Consider the following 26668-nt stretch of genomic DNA (forward strand, 5'->3'; position numbering starts at 1 on the left):
CGACTCCTTTTTGTTGTTCTGAATATACAATAGTCACCAGGTAGTTTACTCCAACCGCAACAATTATTCATTTACGGATAAATGCCCTTATCGCTTGGCGCAGTAATTACCATTTTGGTACTATCAAAGCCCTTTTCACTACAAAAGAAGTAATTGCCCACTATGACTCAAGTCGCGAAGAAAATTCTGGTAACGTGCGCGCTGCCGTACGCCAACGGCTCAATCCACCTCGGCCATATGCTGGAGCACATCCAGGCTGATGTCTGGGTCCGTTACCAGCGAATGCGCGGCCACCAGGTTAACTTCATCTGCGCGGACGACGCACACGGTACGCCAATCATGCTGAAAGCACAGCAGCTTGGGATCACGCCAGAGCAGATGATCGGTGAAATGAGTCAGGAGCATCAGACTGATTTTGCAGGTTTTGACATCAGCTATGACAACTACCACTCGACGCACAGCGAAGAGAACCGTGAGTTGTCTGAGCTGATTTATACTCGCCTGAAGGAGAACGGTTTTATTAAGAACCGTACAATCTCCCAGCTTTACGATCCGGAAAAAGGCATGTTCCTGCCGGACCGTTTTGTTAAAGGCACCTGCCCGAAATGTAAGTCTCCGGATCAGTACGGCGATAACTGTGAAGTCTGCGGCGCAACCTACAGCCCGACCGAACTTATCGAGCCGAAATCCGTCGTGTCTGGCGCAACGCCGGTGATGCGTGACTCCGAACACTTCTTCTTTGATCTGCCGTCATTCAGCGAAATGCTGCAGGCGTGGACGCGCAGCGGCGCGTTACAGGAGCAGGTCGCCAACAAAATGCAGGAATGGTTCGAATCCGGCCTGCAACAGTGGGATATCTCTCGCGATTCCCCGTACTTCGGTTTTGAAATCCCGAATGCGCCTGGCAAGTACTTCTACGTGTGGCTGGACGCGCCAATTGGCTATATGGGTTCATTCAAAAACCTGTGCGATAAGCGCGGTGACACCACCAGTTTTGACGAATACTGGAAGAAAGATTCCGACGCCGAGCTGTATCATTTCATCGGTAAGGATATCGTTTACTTCCACAGCCTGTTCTGGCCTGCCATGCTGGAAGGCAGCAACTTCCGTAAGCCGACCAACCTGTTCGTACACGGTTATGTGACGGTGAACGGCGCGAAGATGTCCAAATCTCGCGGCACCTTCATTAAGGCCAGCACCTGGCTGAAGCACTTCGATGCCGACAGTCTGCGCTATTACTACACCGCGAAGCTTTCTTCACGTATTGATGACATCGACCTGAACCTGGAAGACTTTGTCCAGCGCGTTAACGCCGATATCGTCAACAAAGTAGTCAACCTGGCATCCCGTAACGCCGGCTTTATTGCTAAGCGTTTTGACGGCGTTCTGGCGAATGAACTGGCCGACCCGGCGCTGTATAAAACCTTCACCGACGCCGCGGCGGTGATTGGCGAAGCATGGGAAAGCCGTGAATTTGGTAAAGCTATCCGTGAAATCATGGCGCTGGCCGACGTGGCAAACCGCTACGTTGACGAACAGGCACCGTGGGTCGTAGCTAAACAGGAAGGCCGCGATGCCGACCTGCAGGCGATCTGCTCCATGGGTATCAACCTGTTCCGCGTGCTGATGACCTACCTGAAACCGGTTCTGCCAACGCTTGCTGAACGTGTTGAAGCTTTCCTGAACAGCGAACTGAGCTGGGATGCCATTGAACAGCCACTGCTCGGCCACAAGGTCAACACCTTTAAAGCGCTGTACAATCGCATCGACATGAAACAAGTTGAAGCGCTGGTTGAGGCGTCGAAAGAAGAAGTGAAAGCAGCTGCAGCACCGGTTACCGGCCCGCTGGCTGATGACCCGATTCAGGAAACCATCACCTTTGACGATTTCGCCAAAGTTGACCTGCGTGTAGCGCTGATTGAAAACGCCGAATTCGTGGAAGGTTCCGACAAACTGCTGCGTCTGACGCTGGATCTCGGTGGTGAGAAACGTAACGTCTTCTCTGGTATTCGTTCTGCGTATCCAGATCCGCAGGTCCTGATTGGCCGCCAGACCATTATGGTTGCCAACCTGGCACCACGTAAGATGCGCTTCGGCATTTCCGAAGGGATGGTGATGGCCGCAGGTCCTGGCGGGAAAGATATCTTCCTGTTAAGCCCGGACGAAGGTGCAAAACCAGGCCAACAGGTGAAGTAAATCAAACATCTCAAGCGCTGCAACCGCAGCGCTTTTTTTTGCTACGCAAGTGCTTCCTCTAATCTTAACCCCCGCTCCATTTTCGGACTGCTTCGTTGTTAATATTAGATTTATTCTATACTGCTCTGGTATCAAGGTAGTCCGGGCTCACCAGATTCGTGGACGTTATTATTTAACATCCGATATTCATGAAATGGAGTTTTACATGAAAGCGTTACAAAAATTATTTTCTCTCGCCGTGGCATCGATTGTGGTTTTTTCCCTGGCGGGATGTGGTGATAAAGAAGAGACAAAAACATTCAATGCCAACATTAATGGTTCTGATATCACCGTCTCTTACACCTATAAAGGTGATAAGGTCCTGAAGCAAATCTCCGAAAGTAAAATTAGCTATGCGTCAGTCGGTGCCAGCAATAAAGAGGAAGCAGCAAAAGTATTCGACGCATTAAGCGCCAAATATCAGAACATTCCTGGCATAGAAGAAAAACTCACCTATTCAGATACCTACGCGCAAGAAAATGTCACTATCGATATGGAAAAAGTTGATATAAAAGCGTTGCAGGCCATTTCAGGGATGAAGCTATCTGAAAACGCCAATAAAAACATCAGCATGAAGCAAATGCAAACGGTAATGGAATCGGCGGGTTTTAAAGAAGTGAAGTAAACCATCGGCGACCCGATGTTAATCGGCGTCGCCCATTTTTTCTTTATGGCTTCGCGTTATGTACCCGTGATGTCAAACCACGCAGAAAATAACGCAGGAACTGATCGCCGCATTCGCGATAGTTCTTATGATCAGGTGCACGCATCATGGCGGTAATTTCCGGCATCGACACACGGAATTTCTGCTCGGTCATAATAGCCAGAATATCATCGGTTTTCAGCGAAAAGGCGATACGCAGCTTTTTCAGCACCGTATTGTTATTAACACGACGCTCCAGCGCCAGTTCCGGTGCAGAATCATCTTTACCACGCAGATGATAAATCAGGCCGTTTAAAAAACCGGAGAGAATGATATCCGGGCAACGAACAAACCCAGCCTCATCTTCTTTTGTCATCCAGGTATCGAAACCTGCGGAGGTGGATTCCATGTCAGCAAGCGCAAGAATACGCACCATGTCGTTATTGTTCGCTTTCAGGGTGTAGCGCAGGCTACGAAGAATATCGTTACTTAGCATAGAGCCTTCAACTGTCGGTGATGCAATGGCGCGCAGTGTATCAGTTTTACAGTCCAATCGCCTCTTTTAGACTTTTAAGATAACGACGACTCACCGGAACGGTCAGTCCGTTACGCAAAATCAGTTCCGCCTGACCGTTGTCTTCCAGACGGATCTCCTGCAATTGCGCCATATTTACCAGATATTGCCGATGACAACGCAGCAGAGGAGTTCGGCTCTCCAGCGTCCTGAGCGTCAACTCAGTGAAGCCTTCTTTGCCATCGCTGCTCGTCACATACACACCACTCATGCGACTGCTGATAAACGCCACATCATCCATTTGCAGCAAATAAATCCGGCTATGGCCGCTGCACGGAATAAACTTCAGCGCCTGCTGATTTTCTGGCAGCAGTGATACATCCTGCTTAGTGCGCTCCTGACGCAAACGGATCAGCGTTTTTTCCAGCCGTGCTTCTTCAATCGGCTTGAGCAGATAATCAAACGCATGTTCTTCGAAGGCTTTCACCGCATACTCATCAAAGGCGGTCAGAAAAACAATGTACGGACGATGCTCGGGATCAAGCATGCCAACCATTTCCAGGCCGCTGATTCGCGGCATCTGAATGTCAAGGAACAGAACATCCGGACGCAATTTATGCACCGCGCCAATGGCTTCCACCGCATTCGAACATTCACCGACAATCTCGATGTCGCTTTGCTCTTGCAACAGGATCCGCAGATTCTCCCGGGCTAACGGTTCGTCATCGACAATCAGCACTTTGATCATGCCAGTTCCTCCAGAGGAAGTCGTAAAGTGATTCGGGTAAAGCGGTCAGGTTCACACGCTACGCTGATGCCAAAATCATCGCCAAACCGCTCGCGCAGTCGTTTATCGACCAGATTCATACCCAGTCCACTGGCTTCTGAGGTTGGCTGATACAGCCCGGCATTGTCTTCGATATCCAGCATCAGATATTGCCCTTCGCGATGGGCGGTAATCGATACTTCACCGGTATCCAGTAACTGAGAAGTACCGTGTTTAATGGCATTCTCCACGATGGGTTGCAGAGTAAAGGCGGGTAATTGCTGATGCGAAAGTTCTTCTGGCACCGTCAAGGTCACCTGAAGACGCGACTGGAATCGTGCCTTTTCAATTTGCAGATAAGCATTAACGTGTTCAATTTCATCGGCCAGCGTCACAATTTCCGACGGGCGTTTTAAATTTTTACGAAAGAACGTCGACAGATACTGCACCAGTTGGCTGGCCTGCTCGCTATCGCGTCGGATCACAGCTTTGATGGTGTTGAGAGCATTAAACAGAAAATGGGGATTGACCTGGGCGTGCAGGAGTTTTATTTCCGACTGCGTGAGCATCGCTTTTTGCCGCTCATACTGCCCGGCCAGAATTTGCGCCGAAAGCAGTTGGGCGATCCCTTCCCCCAGCGTACGGTTGATCGAACTAAAGAGGCGGTTTTTGGCTTCATACAGTTTGATGGTCCCCATTACCCGCTGGTTTTCACCTCGCAGAGGGATCACCAGCGTCGAGCCTAATTTGCATTGCGGGTGCAAAGAGCAACGGTAAGGAACTTCATTCCCATCGGCATACACCACCTCTCCGGTTTCAATCGCGCGTTGGGTATATGACGATGAAATAGGTTTTCCGGGTAGATGGTGATCGTCACCAATACCGGTAAATGCCAGCAGTTTCTCACGATCGGTAATCGCCACCGCACCGATATCCAGCTCTTCATACAGCACCTGAGCAACCTTCATGCTGTTAACCTCGTTGAACCCCTGGCGTAAAATACCTTCCGTTGAGGCGGCAACTTTGAGTGCTGTGGCGGAAAAAGCGGAGGTATATTTTTCAAACATCGCCCGTTTATCGAGCAAAATACGCATAAACAAGGCGGCGCCCACGGTATTGGTCACCATCATAGGCGCGGCAATATTGCTGACCAACCGAAACGCATCGTCAAACGGACGGGCAATTAATAAGATGATCAGCATCTGCACCAGTTCGGCGACAAAGGTAATCGCCCCCGCTGTCAGCGGACTAAAGACTTTATCGGTACGACCACGACGGGTGAGCACGCTGTGCACCAGCCCGCCGAGCAACCCTTCCACAATGGTCGAGATCATGCAGCTAAGCGCTGTCATCCCACCCATCGAATAACGATGCAAACCGCCGGTAAGACCAACTAAACCACCGACCACAGGGCCGCCAAGCAGCCCGCCCATCACCGCGCCTATAGCGCGAGTGTTGGCAATAGAATCATCAATGTGCAGCCCGAAATAGGTACCTAAAATGCAGAAAATGGAAAAAGTAACATAGCAAAGCAGTTTATGCGGGAGTCGGATAGTCACCTGCATCAGCGGAATAAACAAACGCGTTTTGCTCATGAGCCACGCGATAACGAGGAACACACACATCTGCTGAAGCAGCAGCAACACCAGATTAAACTCGTACATACCCGCCAACCACACATCACTTAAAAGCGCGTAACATACATGGGCTGCGTGTAACTTTCTTTGAAGTGTTGCAAAAAAAGACGAATTTGTGAGAACGATCACTCGAAAGCGCGAGCATGGTTACAAATTCACCCATTCATAGATCAAAAAACAGACAAAACTACCTGGTTCGCAAAAGAGCGTCTAAAGTAAAACTGGGACCTCGCGAGCAAGAGTGAGACGACGATGGCGCTTTACACAATAGGTGAAGTGGCTTTGCTTTGTGATATCAACCCTGTCACTTTACGCGCGTGGCAGAGGCGTTACGGATTACTTAAACCGCAGCGGACAGACGGCGGGCATCGTCTGTTTAACGACGCGGATATCGACCGGATCCGCGAGATAAAACGCTGGATAAACAACGGCGTTCAGGTCAGTAAGGTAAAAATGCTGCTCAGCAATGAGAACATTGATGTCCATAACGGCTGGCGCGAACAACAAGAGACGCTGTTGAGCTATTTGCAAAGTAATAATCTGCATAGCCTCAGACTGTGGATCAAAGAGCGCGGCCAGGATTATCCCGCGCAAACGCTCAACACCCATTTGTTCATTCCGCTGCGCCGACGTCTGCAATGCCAACAGCCGATCCTGCAGGCGTTACTGGGGATCCTCGACGGCGTACTGATCAACTACATCGCAATTTGTCTGGCTTCGGCGCGTAAGAAACAGGGGAAAGATGCTCTGGTGGTTGGCTGGAACATTCAGGATACCACCCGTTTATGGCTGGAAGGTTGGGTCGCCAGCCAGCAGGGATGGCGCATTGACGTCCTTGCCCACTCGCTGAACCAACTGCGACCGGAGCTGTTTGAAGGTCGCACCTTGCTTGTCTGGTGCGGCGAGAACCAAACACCCGCTCAGCAGCAACAGCTGAATGAATGGCGCGCGTTGGGTCACGATATTTATCCACTCGGTATTTAGAGCCTGGCCCATTAGGGCTATTTTGCTTGCCATTTCGAACCTGGGCAGTGCTCAGACAACACTCAGAGAGTTTTGAACGCCCTTTAGGGCGGCCCGGAGGGTGAGCGTAGCGAATAATCCTCACGTACTACGTGTACGCTCCGGTTCTTCCGCGCTGGCCGTGTTCAAACTGTCTGCGCCAATAACGCCTAATGATCCAGGCTCTTAATATTCTATTAACAAACGTGTACAATCCTTGGATTCACATAAGGAGTGCATAATGAGCGCAGCTAAAATCGGTGTCATTACCCTCTTCCTGCTGATGGCCATCGGCGGTATCGGCGGTGTCATGCTGGCAGGCTATACCTTTATTTTACGTGCCGGGTAAGATGTCTCGCTAATTTCTCAAACCCGCGGTCAACAATTACCGCCGCCAGCGCGACCAACAGCGCCCCTTGAATCACATAGGCGGTATTGAACCCACTCAGCCCGATAATAATCGGCGTACCCAGCGTGTTCGCCCCAACGGTTGAGGCGATGGTTGCGGTGCCGATATTAATAATCACCGACGTGCGAATCCCGGCCAGAATCACCGGGGCCGCCAGCGGCAACTCGACTTTACGCAGCCGCTGCCCCTGACTCATACCCATTCCGCTGGCAATATCCATCACGCTGGGTGAAATTCCGCCGAGTCCCGCCAGTGTTGCCTGCAAGATCGGTAATACGCCATACAGGATCAACGCGATAATTGCCGGTTCAGGACCAAATCCCATCACCGGTACAGCTATCGCCAACACCGCAACTGGCGGAAAGGTCTGCCCCACGGCGGCAATGGTTTCCACCATCGGCCGGAATTCCGCGCCCCAGGGCCGGGTTACCGCTATACCGGCCCCGGTGCCAATGAGTACGGCAATCAGGCTTGAAATCCCCACCAGGCCAAAATGGCTCAATGCCAGCGCCGCAAAACTTTCCTGCTGATACACGGGACGCGGTAGCGCCGGAAATAGCGCACTGAACAAGGCCTGACTATGAGGCAACCCAACTAACAGGACCAGAAACAGAACAATAAGCCATAACAACGGATCAGCAAGACGTTTCACGGGTCGGCATCTCCGAAAGCAAATCACGAAAATGAAGCGTCCCGCAGGACACCCCCTGCGGGGTCACGACCGGCAAGACGTCGCAACCGCGCGCTACGAACACCGACAACGCATCACGCAGCGTCATTTCATCTACCAACGGTTCACCGGCTGTGTGTTCACCGCGACGGATAAAATCCCCTACCGTGCGAAGCGACAACAGACGTACGCCCAGTTCACTACGGCCAAAGAATGTTTGCACGAATTCGTTCGCCGGTGCTGTCAGCATCGACAGCGGCGTGCCTTGCTGCACTACCTTTCCTGCATCCATCAGAACCAGATGCTCCGCCAGCCTTAGCGCCTCGTCGATATCATGCGTCACCAGCACAATGGTACGCCCGAGCAGACGATGAATACGCGTCATCTCCTGCTGCAGCGCACCGCGGGTGACCGGATCCAGCGCGCCAAAAGGCTCATCCATCAGCAGTACCTGCGGATCTGCCGCCAGGGCACGCGCCACTCCGACCCGCTGCTGTTGCCCGCCAGACAGCTGATGCGGATAACGATGGCGCAAACTGTCCTCAAGACCCAGCAGCGCCATCAGTTCGTCTGTTCGGTCATCAATACGAGAACGCGACCACTTTTGTAGCTGCGGCACCGTGGCGATGTTCTGCGCGACTGTCCAGTGGGGAAACAAGCCAATCGACTGAATCGCGTATCCCATGCGCCGCCTTAACTCCAGCACCGGTAGGCTGCGGATCTCTTCCCCGGCAAAGCGAATCTGTCCGCTGTCATGTTCAACCAGCCGATTGATCATTTTCAGCGTGGTGGATTTCCCGGAACCTGACGTGCCAATTAACACCGAAAAGCTGCCCTCCCCCAACCGCAGATTAAGGTCGTCAACGGCTGTTTGCTGACCATAGGTTTTACTGACATGGCGAAATTCAATCATTGTTTGTTACCTTCAACAGCGCGAGCCCTAAATCAAACAGCGCATCAATCAATACTGCCAGTACCACAACCGGGATCACGCCCAGCAACACTAAATCGACGGCGCTACTGAGCAATCCCTGAAAGACCAGCGCGCCAAATCCCCCTGCGCCAATCAGCGCAGCAATCACCGCCATTCCCACCGTTTGCACCATCACTACCCGTAAACTGCGCAAGAAGACCGGCAATGCCAGCGGGAACTGCACCGAGACAAACCGCTGGAAAGTGTTCATCCCCATCGCTCGGGCGCTTTCCAGTACATCCTGCGGCACCTGATTCAACCCAGCCACAACGCCACGTACCAGCGGTAACAGCGCATACAGCACTAACGCAATAAGCGCAGGCGTCAGGCCGGTTCCGGCGACGCCGAGCGAACCCAACACAGGAAAGTGCTTCACCAACCCGGAAAGGGGCGCAATTAACAGGCCAAACAGCGCGACTGAGGGAATGGTTTGGATGATATTCAGTACCGCAAAAACCGGCCCCTGACGGGAGACAGAGAAAGCACACCAGATGCCCAACGGCACACCAATAAGCAGCGCGGGCACCACGGTAGCGAACAGAATTGTCAGATGCTGCGCCAGGGCGTCGTTGAAGACATCCTGACGGTTGGCATATTCTTTAAGCAGGGAAAGATCGTTAAACGTGCCGGAGAACAAAAGCACCAGCGGAAAAATAAACATTTGCGCGTGCAACAGCCAACGCCATGATGCCAGCTCGGTTATGCGACGAATGGCGTCACTGGCGGCCAGCAACATTAGTCCTAGCCCCAACCAGAACCCGCTGCCCAGGCTGGTTCTGGCCAGTGGACTTCCCGTCTGGGCCAGATACGTTGCCGTTGTTCCTGCGGTTACCAGCGCCGCAATCACCAGCAACTGGCTAATAACAAGCGTCAATATATTGCCGGGCTTTCCCGGTACAAAGCACAGAAGAAACAGCAGCGAACAGGCTACTGCCAATCCCCACGCCATGTCGGGCCGGATATCCCAGAGTTGGCGCCCCTCACCGGAGACCAGGCGATTAGGCGCATAGCTAATGAAAGGCAGCGCTGCCGCCGCGAAGGTAAGAAGTACCAGTAACAACAGCACCCGATTAACTGAAATCTTTGACAAAACACCCACCTGCTGCAAACTCCGTTACTTCACCCATCCTTTTTGCTTCAGGTAGTCTGCTGCAACTTTTTTCGCATCCAGCCCCTCCACGGCAATACTGGCATTCAGCTGCTGCAATGTTTTTTCATCCAGGCTGGCAAAAACCGGTTGTAGCCATTCTCCCATTTGCGGGTAGTCTTTCAGCACCGATTCACGTACGACGGGTGCTGGCGCATAAATGGGCTGGACACCTTTGGGATCGCTTAAAGTTTGCAGACCGAGCGCCGCTACCGGGCCATCGGTGCCATAAGCCATCGCCGCATTGACGCCAGAAGTCTGCTGCGCCGCTGCTTTAATCGTCACCGCGGTATCTCCTCCTGCCAGCGACAACAGCTGATTTTGATTCAGTTTGAAATCATAGGCTTTTTCAAACGCAGGCAACGCGTCAGCCCGTTCGATAAATTCAGCAGAGGCAGCAAGTTTGAACGTTCCCCCGTCTTTCAGGTAGCGGCCTAAATCAGCAAGGGACTCAAGCTTGTTCTTTTGCGCGACATCCTGGCGTACCGCAATGGTCCAGGTATTATTGGCGGGTGCAGGTGTTAGCCAGACCAGCTTATTTTGCTCTGCATCCAGCTTTTTCACTTTCTCGAAACCGGCCTGCGCATTTTTCCACGCGGGATCATTTTCATCTTTAAAAAAGAATGCGCCATTACCGGTATATTCCGGATAAATATCCAGCTCACCGGAGGTGATTGCCCCACGTACTACTGGGGTGGTGCCCAGCTGTACTTTATTGACAGTTTTCACGCCATGGCTTTCGAGCACCTGCAAAATAATGTTGCCGAGCAGCGCCCCTTCGGTATCTATTTTTGAACCAACTGTGACGGGTGACGCGGCCTGTAAGGGTAGGCTTATCGCGGCTAACAGCACCAGCGAACCCACCGATACTTTTGAGATTATCATGCTGTACTCCTCATCCTTTTGCGGCCCTTTTCAGAGACTTGAGGAAAAAGCATAGTCGAAAAATCAAGCCTTAACCTGGCAATTGGGTGGTAACGCTGAGAGTTATTAGCGGTAAGGCGATAATAAAATAAAAAAAATCCGGCAAACCCAATATGAATTTGCCGGATGATACGACTTTGTCAGCCTGATAAGCGTAGAGCCATCAGGCATGCTGCATGACTTTATTCATCTATTACAGCAGTTCAAATTCGCCCTGCTTCACTCTGGCGGAATCCACGCCGATGAAAACGTTAAATTTGCCAGGTTCTGCATCGTATTTCATCTGCTGGTTCCAGAATTTGAGCGCTTCAATATCAATCGGGAAGCTGACTGTCTGGGTTTCACCTGGCTTAAGATTCACTTTTTCAAAACCTTTCAGCTGTTTTACCGGACGACTCATGGAGGCGGTCACATCCTGTAAATACATCTGAATCACCGTTGCACCTTCGCGCTTGCCGGTGTTGGTCACCTGCACGCTGGCCGTCACGGTTCCGTCACGCTTCATCGTCGGAGAAGAGAGCTTCACATCAGAAACCGTAAACGTGGTGTAGCTCAGGCCATAACCAAAGGGATACAACGGACCATTGGCTTCATCAAAGTAGCGCGACGTGTACTTGTTCGGCTTATCGGCGTTATACGGACGACCGGTATTGAGATGGCTGTAATAGACCGGGATCTGTCCAACAGAGCGCGGGAAAGACATCGGCAGCTTGCCTGACGGATTGTAATCACCAAACAGCACATCGGCGATGGCGTTACCGCCCTCCGTCCCGGCAAACCAGGTTTCGAGGATCGCATCGGCTTGTTGATCTTCCTTCACCAGCGCCAGCGGACGACCGTTCATCAACACCAGAACCAGCGGTTTACCCGTGGCTTTCAGCGCGGCAATCAGGTCACGCTGACTTTGCGGAATGGTGATATCGGTGCGGCTGGAGGCTTCATGCGCCATGCCCTGCGCTTCACCGACTACCGCGACAACCACATCAGATTGCTTCGCGGCGTTAACGGCTTCATTGATCATCGCCTGCGGCGAACGCGGGTCAACCTTTACCGCTTCTTCATACAGGTTGAGGAAATCGACAATGCCTTTGTCGTTGGTGATATTCGCCCCTTTGGCGTACAGCACTTTGCCCTGTTCGCCGACGGCATTTTTAATCCCCGTCAGCACCGTTACCGACTGATCGGCAACACCGGCGGCGGACCAACTGCCCATTACATCACGCTTGCTGTCGGCCAGCGGTCCGACAACCGCCACGGTGGCGGATTTTTTAAGCGGCAACGTTTCCAGACGGTTTTTCAGCAGCACCAGGCTTTCGCGCGCCACTTCACGCGCCTCTTTGCGATGCAAACGGCTTTCTGCGTTGGTGTCCTGTGGGTCAGATTCTTTGGCCCCCAGATGGCTGTACGGATCGTTAAACAACCCCATATCATATTTCACGTTCAGCACATGACGCGCGGCGTCGTCCAGCTCCGCCATCGTCACTTTGCCGGATTTAATCAAGCCCGGCAGATATTTGCTGTAATACTCATCGCTCATACTCATGTTGATGCCGGACTTGATCGCCACACGCACCGCATCTTCAGGATCGGAGGCGGTACCGTGCTTAATCAGTTCCTTAATCGCGCCGTGATCGGAAACGGTAATCCCCTTAAAGCCCCATTCATCTCGCAGCACGTCTTTTAGCAGCCATGCATCTGAGGTTGCTGGTGTACCGTTCAGCGAATTAAGACCCACCATCACCGCACCGCTACCGGCATCCAGCCCGGCTTTATACGGCGGCATATAGTCGTTGAACAGACGCTGTGGGCTCATATCGACGGTGTTATATTCCTTGCCACCTTCAACCGCGCCATAGGCGGCGAAGTGCTTGACGCTGGTCATCACCGAATAGCGGTCAGCCGGGCTTTTCCCCTGCATCGCTTCCACCATGGTTTTACCCATCGTAGCCGTTAAATACGTGTCTTCACCAAAACCTTCTGAAGCACGGCCCCAGCGCGGATCGCGAGAGACATCGACCATTGGCGCCCAGGTCATATTCAGACCATCATCGGCAGCCTCATACGCGGAAATACGGCCAACGGTTCTGACCGCATCGAGATTAAAAGAGGACGCCAGGCCGAGACTTATCGGGAACACGGTACGCTGGCCGTGCAATACGTCGTAGGCAAAAAAGAGAGGAATTTTCAGGCGGCTGAGCTCCATCACCTGATCCTGCATTTTGCGGATATCCTGGCGCGTGACGGTGTTAAAAATTGCCCCAACCTGCCCGTCTTTGATCATCTCGCGGATGGCTTCTTTCGGGTTATCAGGCCCTACGCTTATCAAGCGTAGTTGCCCAATTTTCTCATCCACGGTCATCTGTTTAAGTAAATCGGTAACGAATGCATCCCGCGCTTCTGGCGTCAGAGGATGGTTACCAAACAGCGTGTCCGCCAGCGCTGGTTGCAACGCCAGACTCACCGCGACACCTACAGAACATAGCCATTTCATGTTGATTCTCTCTTTATTTTTTCCCGACGAGGCAGCGAAAATATAACAAAAACCGCAGTTTGCCGTAAGACTAAACGGGAGCGATAAAGAAAGCTAAGGTTATTCTCCTAATTTTCGAAACCAACGCGACTCAGTGGAAGACAACCCAGAGACAATGTGAATGAGAAAGCGTATTGTCATACAAAGCGCTATGCTTGTTTCTGATATTGAGTCCCACCACAAGGAGTGGAGAATGTCTTCCATTACAACAGATAATAAAGCTTTTCTGAATGAACTGACCCGTCTGGTAGGTCATTCACACCTGCTCACAGACCCTGCTAAAACCGCCCGCTATCGCAAGGGATTCCGCTCCGGTCAGGGCGATGCACTCGCCGTGGTGTTCCCTGGCTCGCTTTTAGAACTGTGGCGCGTCCTCAACGCTTGCGTCGCCGCAGATAAAATTATCCTGATGCAGGCCGCCAACACTGGCCTGACCGAAGGCTCTACGCCGAGCGGTAATGATTACGACCGCGAGATTGTCATTATCAGCACCCTGCGCCTTGATAAGCTGCACGTCATCGGCAAAGGCGAACAGGTGCTGGCCTATCCCGGCACCACGCTTTATTCACTGGAAAAAGCGCTCAAACCGTTTGGCCGTGAGCCGCATTCGGTGATCGGATCTTCCTGTATCGGCGCTTCAGTGATTGGCGGTATTTGTAACAACTCCGGCGGCTCGCTGGTTCAGCGCGGTCCGGCATACACGGAGATGTCGCTGTTTGCGCGTATTGACGAGCAGGGTAAATTACAGCTGGTTAACCATCTGGGTATCGAACTGGGCCAGACACCGGAACAGATCCTGAGCAAACTTGATGACGAGCGGATCAAAGATGACGATGTGCGCCATGACGGGCGTCATGCACACGATCACGACTACGTTACCCGCGTCAGAGATATTGAGGCGGACACGCCCGCTCGCTATAACGCCGACCCGGATCGGTTGTTTGAATCATCCGGTTGTGCAGGCAAGCTCGCGGTTTTTGCGGTGCGTCTGGACACCTTCGAAGCCGAAAAAAACCAGCAGGTCTTTTACATCGGTACCAACCAGCCAGAGGTGCTGACGGAGATCCGCCGTCATATTTTGGCAAAATTTGAGCATCTGCCGGTCGCCGGTGAATATATGCACCGCGATATTTATGACATCGCTGAGCAATACGGCAAAGATACGTTTCTGATGATCGACAAGCTCGGCACCGACAAAATGCCGTTCTTCTTCACCCTGAAAGGTCGCACCGATGCAATGCTGGAAAAAGTGAAAATTTTCCGTCCACATTTCACCGATCGGGCAATGCAGAAATTTGGCCATTTGTTCCCCAGCCACTTACCCGCGCGCATGAAAAGCTGGCGCGATAAGTACGAACATCACCTGCTGTTAAAAATGGCCGGTGGTGGCGTGGCTGAAGCGCAAAACTGGCTAAGCGAGTTTTTCAAAACCGCTGAAGGCGACTTCTTTGCCTGTACGCCGGAAGAAGGCAGCAAGGCGTTTTTGCATCGCTTTGCGGCGGCTGGCGCGGCGATTCGTTATCAGGCCGTACATGCCGATGAAGTGGAAGATATTCTGGCGCTGGATATCGCGCTGCGCCGTAACGACACCGAATGGTACGAGCATCTGCCTGCAGAGATCGACAGCCAACTGGTGCACAAACTCTATTACGGCCACTTTATGTGCTACGTCTTCCATCAGGATTACATCGTGAAAAAAGGCGTGGATGCGCATGCGCTGAAAGAGCAGATGCTGGAGCTTCTGCACGAGCGCGGAGCACAGTATCCAGCAGAGCATAACGTCGGACATCTGTATAAAGCACCGGAAACATTAACCCGTTTTTACCGTGAGAACGATCCCACCAACAGTATGAATCCGGGTATTGGGAAAACGAGTAAGCAGAAGTTCTGGAAAGAGTCATAAAGCAAAAAAGATAAGCGCCACCGGGCATGTTGCCGGGGGCGCTTCGCTTGCCCGGCCTACCGCTACATTAGCTATGTGTATGCCGGATAAGTTGTCTTATTTAATCGTTCTGTGCAGTTTGCTCGCTCGTCGCTGAACCCGCCGCTGCCATCTGCGCCGCTTTTTGCTTTTTATAGCTCAGCGCCGCTGCCGGAACCGGCATCACCTTGCCCGTTTCGATCCAGGTACGTAAACGGCTGGCATCGGCAAAGTGGGTATATTTACCGAACGCATCCATCACCACCAGCGCCACCGGTTTGTTATTGATCACGGTGCGCATCACCAGACAGTGGCCTGCCGCATTGGTAAACCCGGTTTTGGTTAACTGAATATTCCAGTTATCGCGGTATACCAGATGGTTAGTGTTACGGAATGGCAGCGTATAAGCCGGGTTGGCAAAGGTCGCCATATCTTCACGCGTGGTGCTTAACTGGCCAATCAGCGGATACTGCTTGCTGGCGATCAGCAGCTTGGTTAAATCACGAGCGGTCGAGACGTTATGAATCGATAAGCCGGTTGGTTCCACAAAGCGTGTCTGAGTCATGCCGAGCGCTTTCGCTTTGGCATTCATAGCCTTAATAAACGCGTTATAACCGCCAGGGTAATGATGCGCCAGGCTCGCCGCCGCACGGTTTTCTGATGACATCAGCGCCAGCAGCAGCATGTCTTTACGGCTAATTTCACTGTTCAGTCGCACACGAGAGTAGATGCCTTTCATTTCCGGCGTCTGGCTGATATCAACTTTCAGCTTCTCATCCAACGGCAGTCGTGCATCAAGCACCACCATCGCGGTCATTAATTTGGTAATCGACGCAATCGGACGCACAAGGTCCGGGTGGTTCGAATAGATAACTTTGTTGGTATTCAGATCAACAATCATCGCGCTACCGGACGCTATCTCAGGCTGAGAAGCTGCTGCGGTAGTTGCCGTTTTCGCCACGGCTTGGGGTGCAAAAGGAACGGCCAGCACCAGGGCAAGGCTTAATAATGAAACTCGGAATTTCAGCATGATGAGATTTCTGATAATGGTTCACGCACGTCACAACGCACACCGCCAGAGACTAAGTATTATCTCAAGCTAGCTCAGGCATCATAGCGATCCGGCAGGTTTGCCGCCACAGGAGAATCGTCTCGAAATGCTGCGTTGCTGACTTTTACGTCAACAACGCAGCGCAGACAGGTTTATCCGTCAGAATAACCGATAGCCGTAACCCCACAGGATTACCGTAATCGCCAGCAGAACTTCCAGCACCAGCACACCGATCGCCAGCGTCGAACTGGAAAAGCTCAGGCCTTCCTCTTTAGAGATATTCAGGAACGTCGGAATGCCGAGATAGAGTAAATAACCGGTGTAAAACAGCGCAATGGTCCCCACCAATGCGCACAGCCAGACCAGCGGATAAAGTGCGACCAGCCCGCTTAAAAACAGCGGCGTCGCGACATATCCGGCAAAGACCATGCAATGCGCCAACGATGGGCGCTGCGGGTAATTACGTGCCATCCACCAGATAACCCGGCCCATGACGGCGACGCCTGCCAGCATCACCCCGTAAAACAGAATTGCCATCGCAAATCCGGTCAACAGAGATAACTTCAGGATATTGCCATCGCCAAAATTCCAGCCGATTTGCGTCGTGCCGATAAACGCGCAAACAACCGGAATTGCCGCCATCAGCAGTACATGGTGGGTATAGTGATGCGAAACACTTTCGTTTTCGCTGTTGATCACGTGCATTTCACGATCGGGATGGGAAAATAGCCCCCAGACATGGTTCATACCGCCCCCTTCTTGTCAGCTCCGGACCTCAACACTTCAAGTATAATTCAGCTTTTGATTATTTTATGTACACATGAAAAATACCGAAGCGCCGGGTAAAAAGTGTGTAAGCCGTAGGCCTGATAAGCGAAGCGCCATCAGGCATTAGGGAACTGAACGACGTTAAGCGCTACTATGCGTCTTTTCCGGCATCAAGTATTCATAGGGTGTATGCTATGACCAGTGGAGGTCATACAACGTATGGATATAACGCATTATGTTGCGCAGTACGGCTATGCTGCGTTAATCATCGGCAGCCTGGCGGAAGGTGAAACCATTACCCTGTTAGGCGGCGTCGTGGCGCATCAGGGAGTCCTGAAATTCCCGCTGGTGGTACTCTCGGTCGCGCTGGGTGGGATGATTGGCGATCAGTTGCTCTATTTACTCGGACGTCGTTTTGGCGGCAAAATTCTGCGTCGTTTCTCGCGCCATCAGGCGAAAATTCATTATGCGCAGAAAATGATCCAACGGCGTCCTTACCTGTTTGTGGTCGGTACGCGCTTTATGTACGGCTTTCGCGTTATTGGTCCCTTACTGATTGGCGCCAGTCACCTGCCGCCGAAGATCTTTTTACCGCTAAATATTCTTGGCGCATTTGTCTGGGCATTGCTATTTACCACCCTCGGCTACGTCGGTGGCGAAGTGATCGCGCCGTGGCTGCACAGCCTCGACCAGCATATCAAGCGTGGCATCTGGCTGGTGCTGGTTATCGCGATAGTCGCGGGCGTCCGCTGGTGGATGAAACGCCGAAGCACGCGTAAAGCGCAATGAAGATGGCCCGACAGCGGAACACCGGCGGGCCGATTAAATCAGGATGCGTGATAACCGCCGCCCAGCGCGCTGGTCAACTGGATTGAGGCATCCAGCCACTGGCCTTGCAAAAGCAGACCGTTGCACTGCTCACGTAATGCCGGGATCTTTGCCTCGCTAACCCTGGAGCCCGCAATAATACCCGCATTAAAGCGCGCCTGTGCCAGCCCCACTACGCGCTGAGCGTCATGTTCAATCTGCTGCTGATGCTGATTTTTCTGCGCCAGTGTTTCTACCTGCGATGCCGCACGTGCCACGTCATTCACCGCATCCACCACAGCTTTGTTGTAATTCGCCACCGTCAGGTTACTTTGCGCTTTCGTAATATCGAGATTCGCATTCAGCCTGCCACTGTCAAAGATAGGCAGCGTCAGCCCGGCGGTTACGCCCATTTGCTGCGCGGAATGGCGGAACAGGTCACTCAGATGTAACGCATCCTGTTGTAAAAATGCCATCAGATTCACATCGGGATAAAACGCCGCTTTCGCCGCATCAATACTGCTCAGCGATGACTCAATGTACCAGTGTGCTGCCTGCAAATCTGGTCGACGGGCCAGCAGCGAATAACCTAGCTGGGACGGGAGCTGACTTTCAACCACGGGCAGTTTGGTCGAATGGAGCTTCAGGGCAACGGACTGCGAGTTGCTCAACGCGCTTAGGCGCGCCTCAATCACCTTCATTTTACCGCTGACATCATTCAGCTGCTGCTCTGTTTTGCTGGAATCGATATCGGTTTCGACGCCTTCCACCGAAGAAGTGAGGCCGTTTTGATACAGTTGACGATCGACGGTAATCACATTTTGCTGCTCGCTTTCGATTTGCGTCAGCACGGTTTTCAGTGCGGCCTGCGTCTGCCATTCCCAGTAAAGACGGGAGACACCGCTCGCCAGCAGCTGCCGGGTTTGCTCGCGCTCAGCCTCACGCGCCTTAACGGCTCCAATGCGCGCAGTCACTTCGGCCCGATTCTTACCCCACAGATCCAGATTCCAGCCGGCGGTTAAACCAAAAGTACCGTTGGTGTACCACGGCCCCGTGGTTCCTGCTGCGGGATCGGTTATGGCGAAAGGTCCCATCAGCCCCTCAGCTGACATTCTCTGACGCTCAACGTCTGCGGAGAAGTCGATCTCCGGGCCATCTTGCGCTTCCACGGCCTTAGCCTGCGCCTCCGCCAGTTGAATGCGCTGTTCCGCGACCTGCATATCAGGAGAATTTCGCAAGGTGCTGTCAATCAACGCATTAAGCTGGGGGTCGTGATATGCCTTCCACCACTGGCTGTCCGGCCAGCCATTTTTTAACGCGGCAGGCAATGTGGTATCGACATTTGCGGAAGGCGTCTGCTGTGACAGAGACTGGCGGTCATCATGCATCGGCGCGCAGCCAGACATCAGAACAAAAAGCGGCAACAATGCCGTCGTGACAAACACAGAATTACGATTCATGGAGATATACAGGTAAGAAAAGATGTGCAGAGATTACGACTTGTCGCTGTTGCTTTTTTAGTTACGCGTGGCAATACATCTTTGGCAATAAAAATATATAATCAGCAAAATATACACCTAGTGAATAATATAGATTAAATAATTTTAATAATTAATGGATGGAGATGTTATGTCACAGAATATCTATGACAATCCTGAGTTCTTTGCCGGATATGCCACGCTGGATCGTTCAGTAAAGGGACTCGACGGCGCGCCAGAATGGCCGACAATACAAGCGATGCTCCCCTCTCTTCAAGGCAAAAACATTCTTGATTTGGGCTGTGGATATGGTTGGTTTTGCCGCTACGCGCGCGATAATCAGGCAGCCAGCGTAATGGGACTGGATATTTCACAAAAAATGTTAACCCAGGCACACAGTATGACGCAGGGTAATGGCATCGTTTATCAGCGTGAAGATCTCGAAACGCTAACCCTGTCCCCAAATTCTTTTGACCTGGTTTATAGCTCGCTTGCCCTGCACTATTTGCACGATATAGAACGATTATTCGTAACCATTTACCAGTCATTAACACCAGGCGGTATGTTAGTTTTCTCTGCCGAGCATCCAATTTATACCGCACCGCTTAATCAGGGTTGGATAAAAGATAAAACTGGGCAGCTGTCCTGGCCGGTTAATCATTATCAGCAGGAAGGTGAGCGCATCAGTAACTGGTTTGCTGAAGGCGTCAAAAAACAGCACCGTAAGCTGGCGACCTGGATTAATGCGCTGATTGCCGCCGGATTCGAGATCGTTTGTGTCGATGAATGGGGACCGTCCGCGCAACAGATTGCTGAAAACCCGGCTTTAGATGAAGAAAAAGAGCGGCCGATGGTGTTTCTGCTCAGCGCACGTAAACCTGCATAACAACGCCTCCAGGCAGAATGATTGATACTTTCCTATACTCAATCTGAACTTACCAAAAAAAGGAAAGTTAATGAAAATTCTGCTGTGGGTAATTCTGATTATTTTTCTGATTGGGCTATTGGTGGTAACAGGCGTGTTTAAGATGATTTTCTGATGTCGTCATTTCGCCCAGGCCTGATAGCAGAAATCTCAGGCTATTATTCTCTCTGATGCCGGATGGCGGCGTAAACGCCTTATCCGGCCTACTGGAGCTGAGTTCAGGCAGTAATCTCAATAGTCTGAATCGCACGTGCGATATCCGGCGAATTATTTAACGCACGAATTTCCTGAAACAGTTCTGTTGCCTCTGAATATTCTTTGCGCAAATACCCTAACCACTGCTTAATCCGCGCTACATGATACAGCCCGGTGTCCCCCTGCTTTTCAAGGCGGGTATATTTTTGCAACAGCATCACGACTTCAGGCCACGGCATACGCGGCTCGTTGTATTTCACCACGCGGCTCAGGTTCGGAATATTTAATGCGCCACGTCCGATCATCACCGCATCGCATCCGCTGATGGCCATACAATCCTGGGCGCTCTGCCAGTCCCAGATTTCGCCATTCGCAATAACCGGAATGGTCAGCCGCTGGCGGATCTCGCCAATCGCCTGCCAGTTGATATGTTCCGCCTTGTAGCCCTGCTCTTTGGTTCGGCCATGCACCGCCAGTTCGCTGGCACCAGCCTGCTGGACGGCATCGGCAATTTCAAACTGCCGGTCGCTGTTGTCCCAGCCCAGACGAACTTTCACTGTCACCGGAAGATGAGCCGGGACCGCCTCGCGCATAGCTTTTGCGCCCCGGTAGATAAGCTCAGGATCTTTCAATAGCGTTGCGCCACCGCCGCTACCGTTCACCAGCTTCGATGGACAGCCACAGTTTAGATCGACACCGTATGAGCCCAGTTCTACCGCGCGCGCGGCATTCTCCGCCAGCCACTGCGGATACTGTCCTAACAGCTGAATGCGAACCAACGTGCCGGATGGCGTCCGGCTGTTGTTATGGAGTTCCGGGCAGAGTCGATGAAATACTTTTGCCGGCAGGAGCTGATCCACCACGCGCACAAACTCGGTGATGCACAGATCGTAATCATTCACTTCAGTCAGCAGCTCGCGCACCAGTGAGTCGAGCACGCCTTCCATCGGCGCCAGTAAAACACGCATATCGTTATCCGCAAAAAAAGAGGCGCTATGGTAGCGCCTCCGTTCGGGAGATTAAAGAGGCTCAGCGCGGCAACAGGCAGTTATCTTCTTTCCAACCGTACAGCCATTCCATACCGCGATAAAACTCCACCTGCGATTTGTCTTTCCACAGCAGATTACGTACCTGACGCTCGACGCCTGCGGCGTGGTAGACACGGCCCATTTCACGCGTTGACCAGACGATGCGTGCGGTACGCGGAATACGCACCGACTCATACAACGCAAAGGCATCAGCCGCATCGCCACCACACTGCTGTAGCGCTTTACCGAGCGTTACCGCGTCTTCCAACGCCATACAGGCACCCTGCGCCATATATTGCGCAACCGGGTGCGCGGCGTCTCCCACCAGCGTGATGCGGTCGGTTCCCCATTTTTCTACCGGCTCGCGGTCGGCAGTGGACCAGCGCCGCCATGATGTCGGTTTATCCAGCATCTGGCGCGGGCGCGGATGGATACCCGCAAAATAGGAGAGCACTTCCTCTTTGCTGCCATCCTTCACGCCCCACTCTTCCTGCTGACGACTGTGGAAGGTCACCACCAGGTTATATTGCTTACCGCCGCGCAGCGGATAGTGCACCAGGTGACAGTGTGGTCCGGCCCACAGCACCGGTGCGTTAATGCGTAAATCCTCCGGCATATCATCGCAATCAATCACGGCGCGATAGACCACGTGTCCGGTAACCCGTGGCGCATCGCCAATCAGAGACCGGCGGACAACCGACTTCACACCGTCACAGCCGACCAAAATATCCGCCGTCCAGCTGTTGCCGTGCTCGTCAAATACCGTCACGTCATTCTCTGTCTGGCGGATATCAACCACGTTAGTTGAAGTGCGATACTCAACGTTAGGATGCACCAGCGCCGCTTCCCAAACGCTGGCGTGAATATCAACCCGATGGATAACCGCATAAGGACCGCCAAAGTGATCGCGGAACGCCTGGCCGGTTTCAATGCGGACCACCTCTTTTGCGTTTACCGCATCCATCATCGTGATGTGGTCGGTAAAAACGGCACGCTGACGGGCGACTTCCCCCACGCCAAGGCTGTCCAGAGCAGAGAATGCATTCGGCCCGAGCTGAATACCCGCGCCAATTTCACCAATCTCGTGCGCTTTCTCCAGCAACATCACTTTAATGCCCTGACGAGCCAGCGATAGCGCGGTCGCCGCGCCGCCAATCCCGCCACCCACGATAATTGCGCGTGTCACTTTAGCCATTGTCGTTCTCCTTATCAGGCTGGAATTTTATCTTGTTGATTCTCGGGCGCGGCGGCGATAAACGCCGGAAGCTGAGTACAGGCATCATATACCGCCTTACAGCGCGGATATCCGCTCAGATCGCACCCCATACGTAACGCATTCGCCCACTGTGGGATCAGACAGCAATCCGCCAGCGTCGGCGCATCACCCACGCAGAACTTCCCCGAATGACTCTGGCGCAGCATCTGTTCCACCGCGCTTAACCCTTGCTGGATCCAGTGTGCATACCAGCGTTTTTTATCTTCTTCACTGACCTTTAACTCTTCGCTCAGGTAGCGCAGTACCCGCATGTTATTCACCGGGTGGATATCACAGGCGATGGCATAGACAATTTCCAGCACCTTACTGCGCACCGGGAAGTCGGCAGGCAGCAGTGGCGTTTGCGGAAAGTGGCCATCCAGCCAGTCAATTATTGCCAGCGACTGCCCAAGTGATTCTCCGTCATCGGTCACCAGAGTCGGCACCAGTCCCACCGGGTTCATCCGTCGGTAGGCCAGTTCGTTCTGCTGACCGATGCGAATGTTGACGCCCACCGTCTGGTAATCCAGCCCCTTCAGCGCCAGCGCAATGCGCACCCGATATGACGCCGAGCTATTAAAGAAACTGTACAGCTTCATCATCCACCTCAGATAATCTTCACGGCGATGGGGGTTAAACCGTCTACGTTTCCGGTGATCACATCCCCTTTCACTACCGCCCCCACGCCTTCTGGGGTACCGGTGTAGATCAGATCGCCCGGCTGCAGTTCGAAGAAACCAGACAGATAGCTGATGGTTTCATTCACAGACCAGATGAGGTGGCGAATATCGCTCCGCTGATGATCGTCGCCGTTGACCTGCAACCAGATTGGCGCATGGTTAACATCCACACTTTCGCTGGCTTTATGCAGCGGCGCGATGGGCGCGGAGAGATCAAACGCTTTGCCAATTTCCCACGGACGCCCCATCTGGCGCATCTCCATCTGCCGGTCACGGCGGGTCATATCCAGACCGGTGGCATAGCCCCAGATATATTCGTGCGCTTTTTCCAGCGGAATATCGCTGCCTTTTTTGCCAATCGCCACCACCAGCTCTATCTCATAGTGATAGTTATCGGTTTGCGATGGGTACGGCAGTTCGAGGATCTGACCAGCCGCCACCGGGACTACCGCATCGGCAGGTTTACAGAAAAAGAACGGTGGTTCGCGATCCGGATCAAAGCCCATTTCACGGGCATGAGCGGCATAGTTACGGCCCACACAGTAAACACGGCGCACAGGAAATTGTTCATCACAGCCAACAACCGGAACGGTAACAGGCGCTTGTGGTTCAAATACGTATTGCGTCATTTTCTCTCTCCCAAATTAATAGCGTGCTTCGCGGAACAACCCCAGTGCTTCCTGAACCGGTCTGTCCGAAAAACTGAATAAGACGGTATCTTCGTGGGTCTGGAACGACACGCCGTGCCAGGTTGGCACCACAAAGATATCTTTTGGCGAAAAGTTGAAGGTCTCGTTACCAATGGTGACCTGCCCACATCCTTCCACCACGTGGTAGATAGTGCTGTCGGTGGTACGCGCCATCCGTGAGGAAAAGCCCTGCGGCAACAGTTGCAGGAAGGTTCCCATCGAAGGCATGGGATAACCGCCGGTTACCGGGTTGACGTAACGCATCTTGTAACCGTCCCACTCATCGGCGTCGCCCATGCGCGTCAGGTCATGCAGAGCTTCACGGCTGCGATCGTAGCGATAGTTAAAAATCGGCGATGAGTTACCTTTCTGATGACGCAGCGGCAGCATATTGGCCGCGTAGCGCGGTAAGTAATCCCCTTCCTTGCGCGTGACCGGCTGCTGATCTTCCGGGTAGTCTTCCGCAAAGCCACAGCCCAGCAGGTTCACCAACGGCAGGTCCAGACCGTCCAGCCACACCACCGGTTCACTGCCCGGGTTGCCGTGATCGTGCCAGCGCCACTGCGGCGTCAGAATAAAATCGCCTTCATGCATCTGGGTGCGCTCACCGTCCACAGCGGTAAATGCCCCTTTCCCTTCGACAATAAAGCGCAGCGCAGACTGATTATGACGATGACTCGGCGCAACCTCGCCCGGCATAATTAACTGCAATCCCGCGTACAGCGTTGGGGTGATTGAAGACTGTCCACGCAGCATTGGGTTTTCCAGCACCAGCACGCGGCGAATCGCCTCTTTCGCGCCAATCAGATCGCCACTTTCCAGCAGCAGCGGGCGGATCTCCTGATAGTTCCAGTACGCAGGCGCGCAATGTGCGTTCGGTGTTGGCGGCACCAGGCGGTGCAGCGACTCCCACAGCGGGGTCAGATTCTGCCCGGAAATATGCTGGTAAAACTGCTGACGGCTGTTCTTAACGTCCTGATTCAGTTCAGACATAGGGATTCTCCTTATTCATTCACAACACCTGCGCGTGGCAGAGTATTTGAGGCAGAGGCCGACTGGCGGATAACAACCGTCAGCAGCGTAAGCATTACCGCGCTGATGGCCGCCGGGACGGCAATAATGAAAAACAGGTTATCGAATGAGAAATTCATCGCCATCATCACCCCGCCGGAAAGCGAGCCGACAATCGCGCCGCAGCGCCCCACTGCATTAGACCAGCTGACGCCCGTCGCCCGGCTTTGTGTCGGATAAAGCGTGGCGGTTAACGCATTAAGACCAACCTGAGAACCGCTAATGCCGATGCCGGTGCCAAAAATAGCCAGTGCCATCAGCCACAGACCGTTTTCGCTCAGGCCAATCATGACGATGCACACTGCGCCCAGCGCATAACTCACGGCCAGCACGCGGAAAGGATTGTATTTGTCCATCAGCACGCCCAGCGCCAGTGCCCCCAGCGTTCCTCCAATCTGGAAGGCGGCAGTTACCCAGGAGGCATGCTGCAGATCAATTCCACGATGGTTAAGCAGCGTTGGCATCCAGCTGGAGAGCAGATAAATAATCAGCAGGCTCATAAAGAACACTACCCATAGCATCAGAGTAATAGGCAACTGTCGCCCAACGAACAGCTGGCGAATGCTGCCTTTAGCTATCGCGGCACCTTCGTTGAGATAAAAATGGGTATTGTCATAACGTTCCCGGGTGATGGCACTGACGGTTCTGGCAATCACGTTTTGCGGCAGTTGACGACGAACCTGCCAGCGCGGGGATTCCGGTAGCGCAAACAGCAGAGCAACAAACAGCATTAGCGGAAGAACGCCTCCCAGCACCAGAATGCCGTGCCAACCAATCACCGGCACCAGCTGTGCGCTGACGATACCGCCCATTGCCGATCCCAGAGTAAAGCCACAGAACATCATGGTGACCAGTGCGCCACGCCGACGCGCGGGCAGGTATTCCGAGGTCATAGTAATGGTATTCGGCATTGCCCCGCCCAGCCCTAAGCCGGTAAGAAAGCGCAAAATAACCAGCGTTTGCAGATCGGGTGAAAAAGCCGAGAGCAGGCTCAGTGCACCGAACAGCGCCACGCAGAGTTCTATCACCCGTTTGCGGCCAAAACGGTCGGACAGTGGGCCACAGAGCAGCGCGCCAGCGGTCAGCCCCAGCAGACCTGCACCAAACAGCGGTGCCAGATCGCCAGCAGTCAGCTGCCAGTGAGTGCGAATATCGGGTGCGATAAAACCAATCGCCGCGGTATCAAATCCGTCGAGCATGACAACCAGAAAACAGCAGATGATAACGCGCCACTGGGTCTTACCGACGGGGGCGGAATCGATCAGTGCTTGTAGATCACGTTGTTGAGTCATAGTGAATGCCTCAGTGCAGGTAGAGTAGATTTCTGTTTTGTTTTAGGTATGTTGCGAC

General features: G+C 52.9%; 25 protein-coding genes. 8 read left to right on the forward strand and 17 right to left on the reverse strand.

From position 1 onward, the window contains the following. Window positions 1-162: 162 nt before the first annotated feature. Window positions 163-2196, forward strand: a complete 2034-nt coding sequence (gene metG, locus OGY04_RS19845) for a methionine--tRNA ligase (RefSeq protein WP_048224563.1) — start codon at window positions 163-165, stop codon at window positions 2194-2196. Between the two features lie 205 nt (window positions 2197-2401). Then, the gene (locus tag OGY04_RS19850; RefSeq protein ID WP_020996664.1) at window positions 2402-2860 is read left to right on the forward strand and encodes a YehR family lipoprotein; all 459 of its coding nucleotides are present in this window, start codon (window positions 2402-2404) and stop codon (window positions 2858-2860) included. Window positions 2861-2903: 43 nt separating this feature from the next. Here the strand turns inward: OGY04_RS19850 and OGY04_RS19855 are convergent, their stop codons facing one another. From OGY04_RS19855 to OGY04_RS19865, 3 genes are read right to left on the reverse strand one after another with little or no spacing between them, the layout of a single operon-like run. Then, window positions 2904-3374 carry a YehS family protein gene (locus OGY04_RS19855; RefSeq protein ID WP_003834454.1) on the reverse strand — a complete coding sequence of 157 codons (471 nt, stop codon included), beginning with the start codon at window positions 3372-3374 and terminating at the stop codon, window positions 2904-2906. Window positions 3375-3420: 46 nt separating this feature from the next. After that, window positions 3421-4140: a two-component system response regulator BtsR gene (gene btsR / locus OGY04_RS19860; RefSeq protein ID WP_003840155.1), complete on the reverse strand. Its 720-nt coding sequence runs from the start codon at window positions 4138-4140 to the stop codon at window positions 3421-3423. Continuing rightward, window positions 4137-5822: a sensor histidine kinase gene (locus OGY04_RS19865; RefSeq protein ID WP_020996665.1), complete on the reverse strand. Its 1686-nt coding sequence runs from the start codon at window positions 5820-5822 to the stop codon at window positions 4137-4139. The genes btsR and OGY04_RS19865 overlap by 4 nt, the downstream gene beginning before the upstream one ends. A gap of 225 nt (window positions 5823-6047) precedes the next feature. Between OGY04_RS19865 and mlrA the strand changes: the two genes are divergently transcribed. Further along, window positions 6048-6779, forward strand: coding sequence for an HTH-type transcriptional regulator MlrA (gene mlrA / locus OGY04_RS19870; protein ID WP_008785248.1), 732 nt, complete (start codon window positions 6048-6050; stop codon window positions 6777-6779). A gap of 259 nt (window positions 6780-7038) precedes the next feature. Beyond that, a complete protein-coding gene (locus tag OGY04_RS19875; RefSeq protein ID WP_003027354.1) occupies window positions 7039-7146 on the forward strand; it encodes a protein YohO in 108 nt (35 codons plus the stop codon). On the opposite strand, the gene OGY04_RS19880 is transcribed toward OGY04_RS19875, so the two are convergent. The 5 genes from OGY04_RS19880 to bglX all read right to left on the reverse strand — a co-directional run bounded on the left by OGY04_RS19880 (window position 7127) and on the right by bglX (window position 13411). Next, a complete protein-coding gene (locus OGY04_RS19880; protein WP_048234924.1) occupies window positions 7127-7858 on the reverse strand; it encodes an ABC transporter permease in 732 nt (243 codons plus the stop codon). The two genes, OGY04_RS19875 and OGY04_RS19880, sit on opposite strands and share 20 nt — an antisense overlap. Continuing rightward, window positions 7842-8789: an ABC transporter ATP-binding protein gene (locus OGY04_RS19885; RefSeq protein ID WP_060683543.1), complete on the reverse strand. Its 948-nt coding sequence runs from the start codon at window positions 8787-8789 to the stop codon at window positions 7842-7844. The genes OGY04_RS19880 and OGY04_RS19885 overlap by 17 nt, the downstream gene beginning before the upstream one ends. Then, a complete protein-coding gene (locus OGY04_RS19890; protein WP_286585939.1) occupies window positions 8782-9948 on the reverse strand; it encodes an ABC transporter permease in 1167 nt (388 codons plus the stop codon). Before OGY04_RS19890 ends, OGY04_RS19885 begins: the two co-directional genes overlap by 8 nt. A gap of 15 nt (window positions 9949-9963) precedes the next feature. Next, entirely contained in the window at window positions 9964-10881 is a 918-nt protein-coding gene (gene osmF / locus OGY04_RS19895; RefSeq protein ID WP_008785251.1) for a glycine betaine ABC transporter substrate-binding protein OsmF, read from the reverse strand. Window positions 10882-11113: 232 nt separating this feature from the next. After that, the gene (gene bglX / locus OGY04_RS19900; RefSeq protein WP_191215566.1) at window positions 11114-13411 is read right to left on the reverse strand and encodes a beta-glucosidase BglX; all 2298 of its coding nucleotides are present in this window, start codon (window positions 13409-13411) and stop codon (window positions 11114-11116) included. Window positions 13412-13643: 232 nt separating this feature from the next. On the opposite strand from bglX, the gene dld reads away from it, so the two are divergent. Next, on the forward strand, window positions 13644-15353 hold the full coding sequence (gene dld, locus OGY04_RS19905) for a D-lactate dehydrogenase (RefSeq protein WP_020996666.1): 1710 nt from the start codon (window positions 13644-13646) through the stop codon (window positions 15351-15353). 100 nt (window positions 15354-15453) lie between these two features. On the opposite strand, the gene pbpG is transcribed toward dld, so the two are convergent. Further along, complete coding sequence (gene pbpG, locus OGY04_RS19910; protein ID WP_048234922.1) at window positions 15454-16401, reverse strand: D-alanyl-D-alanine endopeptidase; 948 nt, start codon at window positions 16399-16401, stop codon at window positions 15454-15456. Window positions 16402-16581: 180 nt separating this feature from the next. After that, entirely contained in the window at window positions 16582-17169 is a 588-nt protein-coding gene (locus OGY04_RS19915; RefSeq protein WP_003834475.1) for a Yip1 family protein, read from the reverse strand. Window positions 17170-17409: 240 nt separating this feature from the next. Here OGY04_RS19915 and OGY04_RS19920 point away from each other — a divergent pair, with 240 nt between their 5' ends. After that, entirely contained in the window at window positions 17410-17979 is a 570-nt protein-coding gene (locus OGY04_RS19920; protein WP_286585942.1) for a DedA family protein, read from the forward strand. A 38-nt stretch (window positions 17980-18017) separates the two neighbouring features. Here OGY04_RS19920 and mdtQ read toward each other — a convergent pair whose 3' ends face one another. Continuing rightward, window positions 18018-19457: a multidrug resistance outer membrane protein MdtQ gene (gene mdtQ / locus OGY04_RS19925; RefSeq protein ID WP_286585943.1), complete on the reverse strand. Its 1440-nt coding sequence runs from the start codon at window positions 19455-19457 to the stop codon at window positions 18018-18020. Between the two features lie 169 nt (window positions 19458-19626). Here mdtQ and OGY04_RS19930 point away from each other — a divergent pair, with 169 nt between their 5' ends. Together OGY04_RS19930 and yohP are read left to right on the forward strand one after the other, a co-directional pair. Next, window positions 19627-20361, forward strand: a complete 735-nt coding sequence (locus OGY04_RS19930; protein ID WP_048224585.1) for a class I SAM-dependent methyltransferase — start codon at window positions 19627-19629, stop codon at window positions 20359-20361. A 70-nt stretch (window positions 20362-20431) separates the two neighbouring features. Next, window positions 20432-20515 carry a small membrane protein YohP gene (yohP, locus tag OGY04_RS23255; protein ID WP_015572324.1) on the forward strand — a complete coding sequence of 28 codons (84 nt, stop codon included), beginning with the start codon at window positions 20432-20434 and terminating at the stop codon, window positions 20513-20515. 103 nt (window positions 20516-20618) lie between these two features. Here the strand turns inward: yohP and dusC are convergent, their stop codons facing one another. From dusC to mhbT, 6 genes are all read right to left on the reverse strand, one after another. Then, window positions 20619-21563, reverse strand: coding sequence for a tRNA dihydrouridine(16) synthase DusC (dusC, locus tag OGY04_RS19935; RefSeq protein WP_286585944.1), 945 nt, complete (start codon window positions 21561-21563; stop codon window positions 20619-20621). A gap of 61 nt (window positions 21564-21624) precedes the next feature. Continuing rightward, window positions 21625-22818, reverse strand: a complete 1194-nt coding sequence (locus tag OGY04_RS19940; RefSeq protein ID WP_286585945.1) for a 3-hydroxybenzoate 6-monooxygenase — start codon at window positions 22816-22818, stop codon at window positions 21625-21627. Between the two features lie 14 nt (window positions 22819-22832). Then, window positions 22833-23477, reverse strand: a complete 645-nt coding sequence (gene maiA / locus OGY04_RS19945; protein WP_003834489.1) for a maleylacetoacetate isomerase — start codon at window positions 23475-23477, stop codon at window positions 22833-22835. Between the two features lie 8 nt (window positions 23478-23485). Next, on the reverse strand, window positions 23486-24187 hold the full coding sequence (locus OGY04_RS19950; RefSeq protein WP_060683539.1) for a fumarylacetoacetate hydrolase family protein: 702 nt from the start codon (window positions 24185-24187) through the stop codon (window positions 23486-23488). Between the two features lie 15 nt (window positions 24188-24202). After that, a complete protein-coding gene (gene gtdA, locus OGY04_RS19955) occupies window positions 24203-25240 on the reverse strand; it encodes a gentisate 1,2-dioxygenase (RefSeq protein WP_008785260.1) in 1038 nt (345 codons plus the stop codon). Between the two features lie 11 nt (window positions 25241-25251). Beyond that, a complete protein-coding gene (gene mhbT, locus OGY04_RS19960) occupies window positions 25252-26610 on the reverse strand; it encodes a 3-hydroxybenzoate transporter MhbT (RefSeq protein WP_008785261.1) in 1359 nt (452 codons plus the stop codon). Window positions 26611-26668 lie beyond the last annotated feature (58 nt).

It is taken from the genome of Citrobacter sp. Cpo091, assembly GCF_030332645.1.
Lineage (GTDB): Bacteria > Pseudomonadota > Gammaproteobacteria > Enterobacterales > Enterobacteriaceae > Citrobacter > Citrobacter portucalensis.

Excerpts from the sequence above, each read along its gene's own strand:
- metG (WP_048224563.1), top strand. The coding sequence starts at position 163 with ATGACTCAAGTCGCGAAGAAAATTCTGGTAACGTGCGCGCTGCCGTAC.
- OGY04_RS19875 (WP_003027354.1), top strand. The coding sequence starts at position 7,039 with ATGAGCGCAGCTAAAATCGGTGTCATTACCCTCTTCCTGCTGATGGCC.
- btsR (WP_003840155.1), bottom strand. The coding sequence starts at position 4,140 with ATGATCAAAGTGCTGATTGTCGATGACGAACCGTTAGCCCGGGAGAAT.
- mlrA (WP_008785248.1), top strand. The coding sequence starts at position 6,048 with ATGGCGCTTTACACAATAGGTGAAGTGGCTTTGCTTTGTGATATCAAC.
- OGY04_RS19950 (WP_060683539.1), bottom strand. The coding sequence starts at position 24,187 with ATGACGCAATACGTATTTGAACCACAAGCGCCTGTTACCGTTCCGGTT.
- pbpG (WP_048234922.1), bottom strand. The coding sequence starts at position 16,401 with ATGCTGAAATTCCGAGTTTCATTATTAAGCCTTGCCCTGGTGCTGGCC.
- OGY04_RS19855 (WP_003834454.1), bottom strand. The coding sequence starts at position 3,374 with ATGCTAAGTAACGATATTCTTCGTAGCCTGCGCTACACCCTGAAAGCG.
- OGY04_RS19885 (WP_060683543.1), bottom strand. The coding sequence starts at position 8,789 with ATGATTGAATTTCGCCATGTCAGTAAAACCTATGGTCAGCAAACAGCC.
- mdtQ (WP_286585943.1), bottom strand. The coding sequence starts at position 19,457 with ATGAATCGTAATTCTGTGTTTGTCACGACGGCATTGTTGCCGCTTTTT.
- OGY04_RS19915 (WP_003834475.1), bottom strand. The coding sequence starts at position 17,169 with ATGAACCATGTCTGGGGGCTATTTTCCCATCCCGATCGTGAAATGCAC.
- OGY04_RS19940 (WP_286585945.1), bottom strand. The coding sequence starts at position 22,818 with ATGGCTAAAGTGACACGCGCAATTATCGTGGGTGGCGGGATTGGCGGC.
- dusC (WP_286585944.1), bottom strand. The coding sequence starts at position 21,563 with ATGCGTGTTTTACTGGCGCCGATGGAAGGCGTGCTCGACTCACTGGTG.
- dld (WP_020996666.1), top strand. The coding sequence starts at position 13,644 with ATGTCTTCCATTACAACAGATAATAAAGCTTTTCTGAATGAACTGACC.
- maiA (WP_003834489.1), bottom strand. The coding sequence starts at position 23,477 with ATGAAGCTGTACAGTTTCTTTAATAGCTCGGCGTCATATCGGGTGCGC.
- gtdA (WP_008785260.1), bottom strand. The coding sequence starts at position 25,240 with ATGTCTGAACTGAATCAGGACGTTAAGAACAGCCGTCAGCAGTTTTAC.
- mhbT (WP_008785261.1), bottom strand. The coding sequence starts at position 26,610 with ATGACTCAACAACGTGATCTACAAGCACTGATCGATTCCGCCCCCGTC.
- OGY04_RS19920 (WP_286585942.1), top strand. The coding sequence starts at position 17,410 with ATGGATATAACGCATTATGTTGCGCAGTACGGCTATGCTGCGTTAATC.
- OGY04_RS19865 (WP_020996665.1), bottom strand. The coding sequence starts at position 5,822 with ATGTACGAGTTTAATCTGGTGTTGCTGCTGCTTCAGCAGATGTGTGTG.
- OGY04_RS19930 (WP_048224585.1), top strand. The coding sequence starts at position 19,627 with ATGTCACAGAATATCTATGACAATCCTGAGTTCTTTGCCGGATATGCC.
- osmF (WP_008785251.1), bottom strand. The coding sequence starts at position 10,881 with ATGATAATCTCAAAAGTATCGGTGGGTTCGCTGGTGCTGTTAGCCGCG.
- yohP (WP_015572324.1), top strand. The coding sequence starts at position 20,432 with ATGAAAATTCTGCTGTGGGTAATTCTGATTATTTTTCTGATTGGGCTA.
- OGY04_RS19850 (WP_020996664.1), top strand. The coding sequence starts at position 2,402 with ATGAAAGCGTTACAAAAATTATTTTCTCTCGCCGTGGCATCGATTGTG.
- bglX (WP_191215566.1), bottom strand. The coding sequence starts at position 13,411 with ATGAAATGGCTATGTTCTGTAGGTGTCGCGGTGAGTCTGGCGTTGCAA.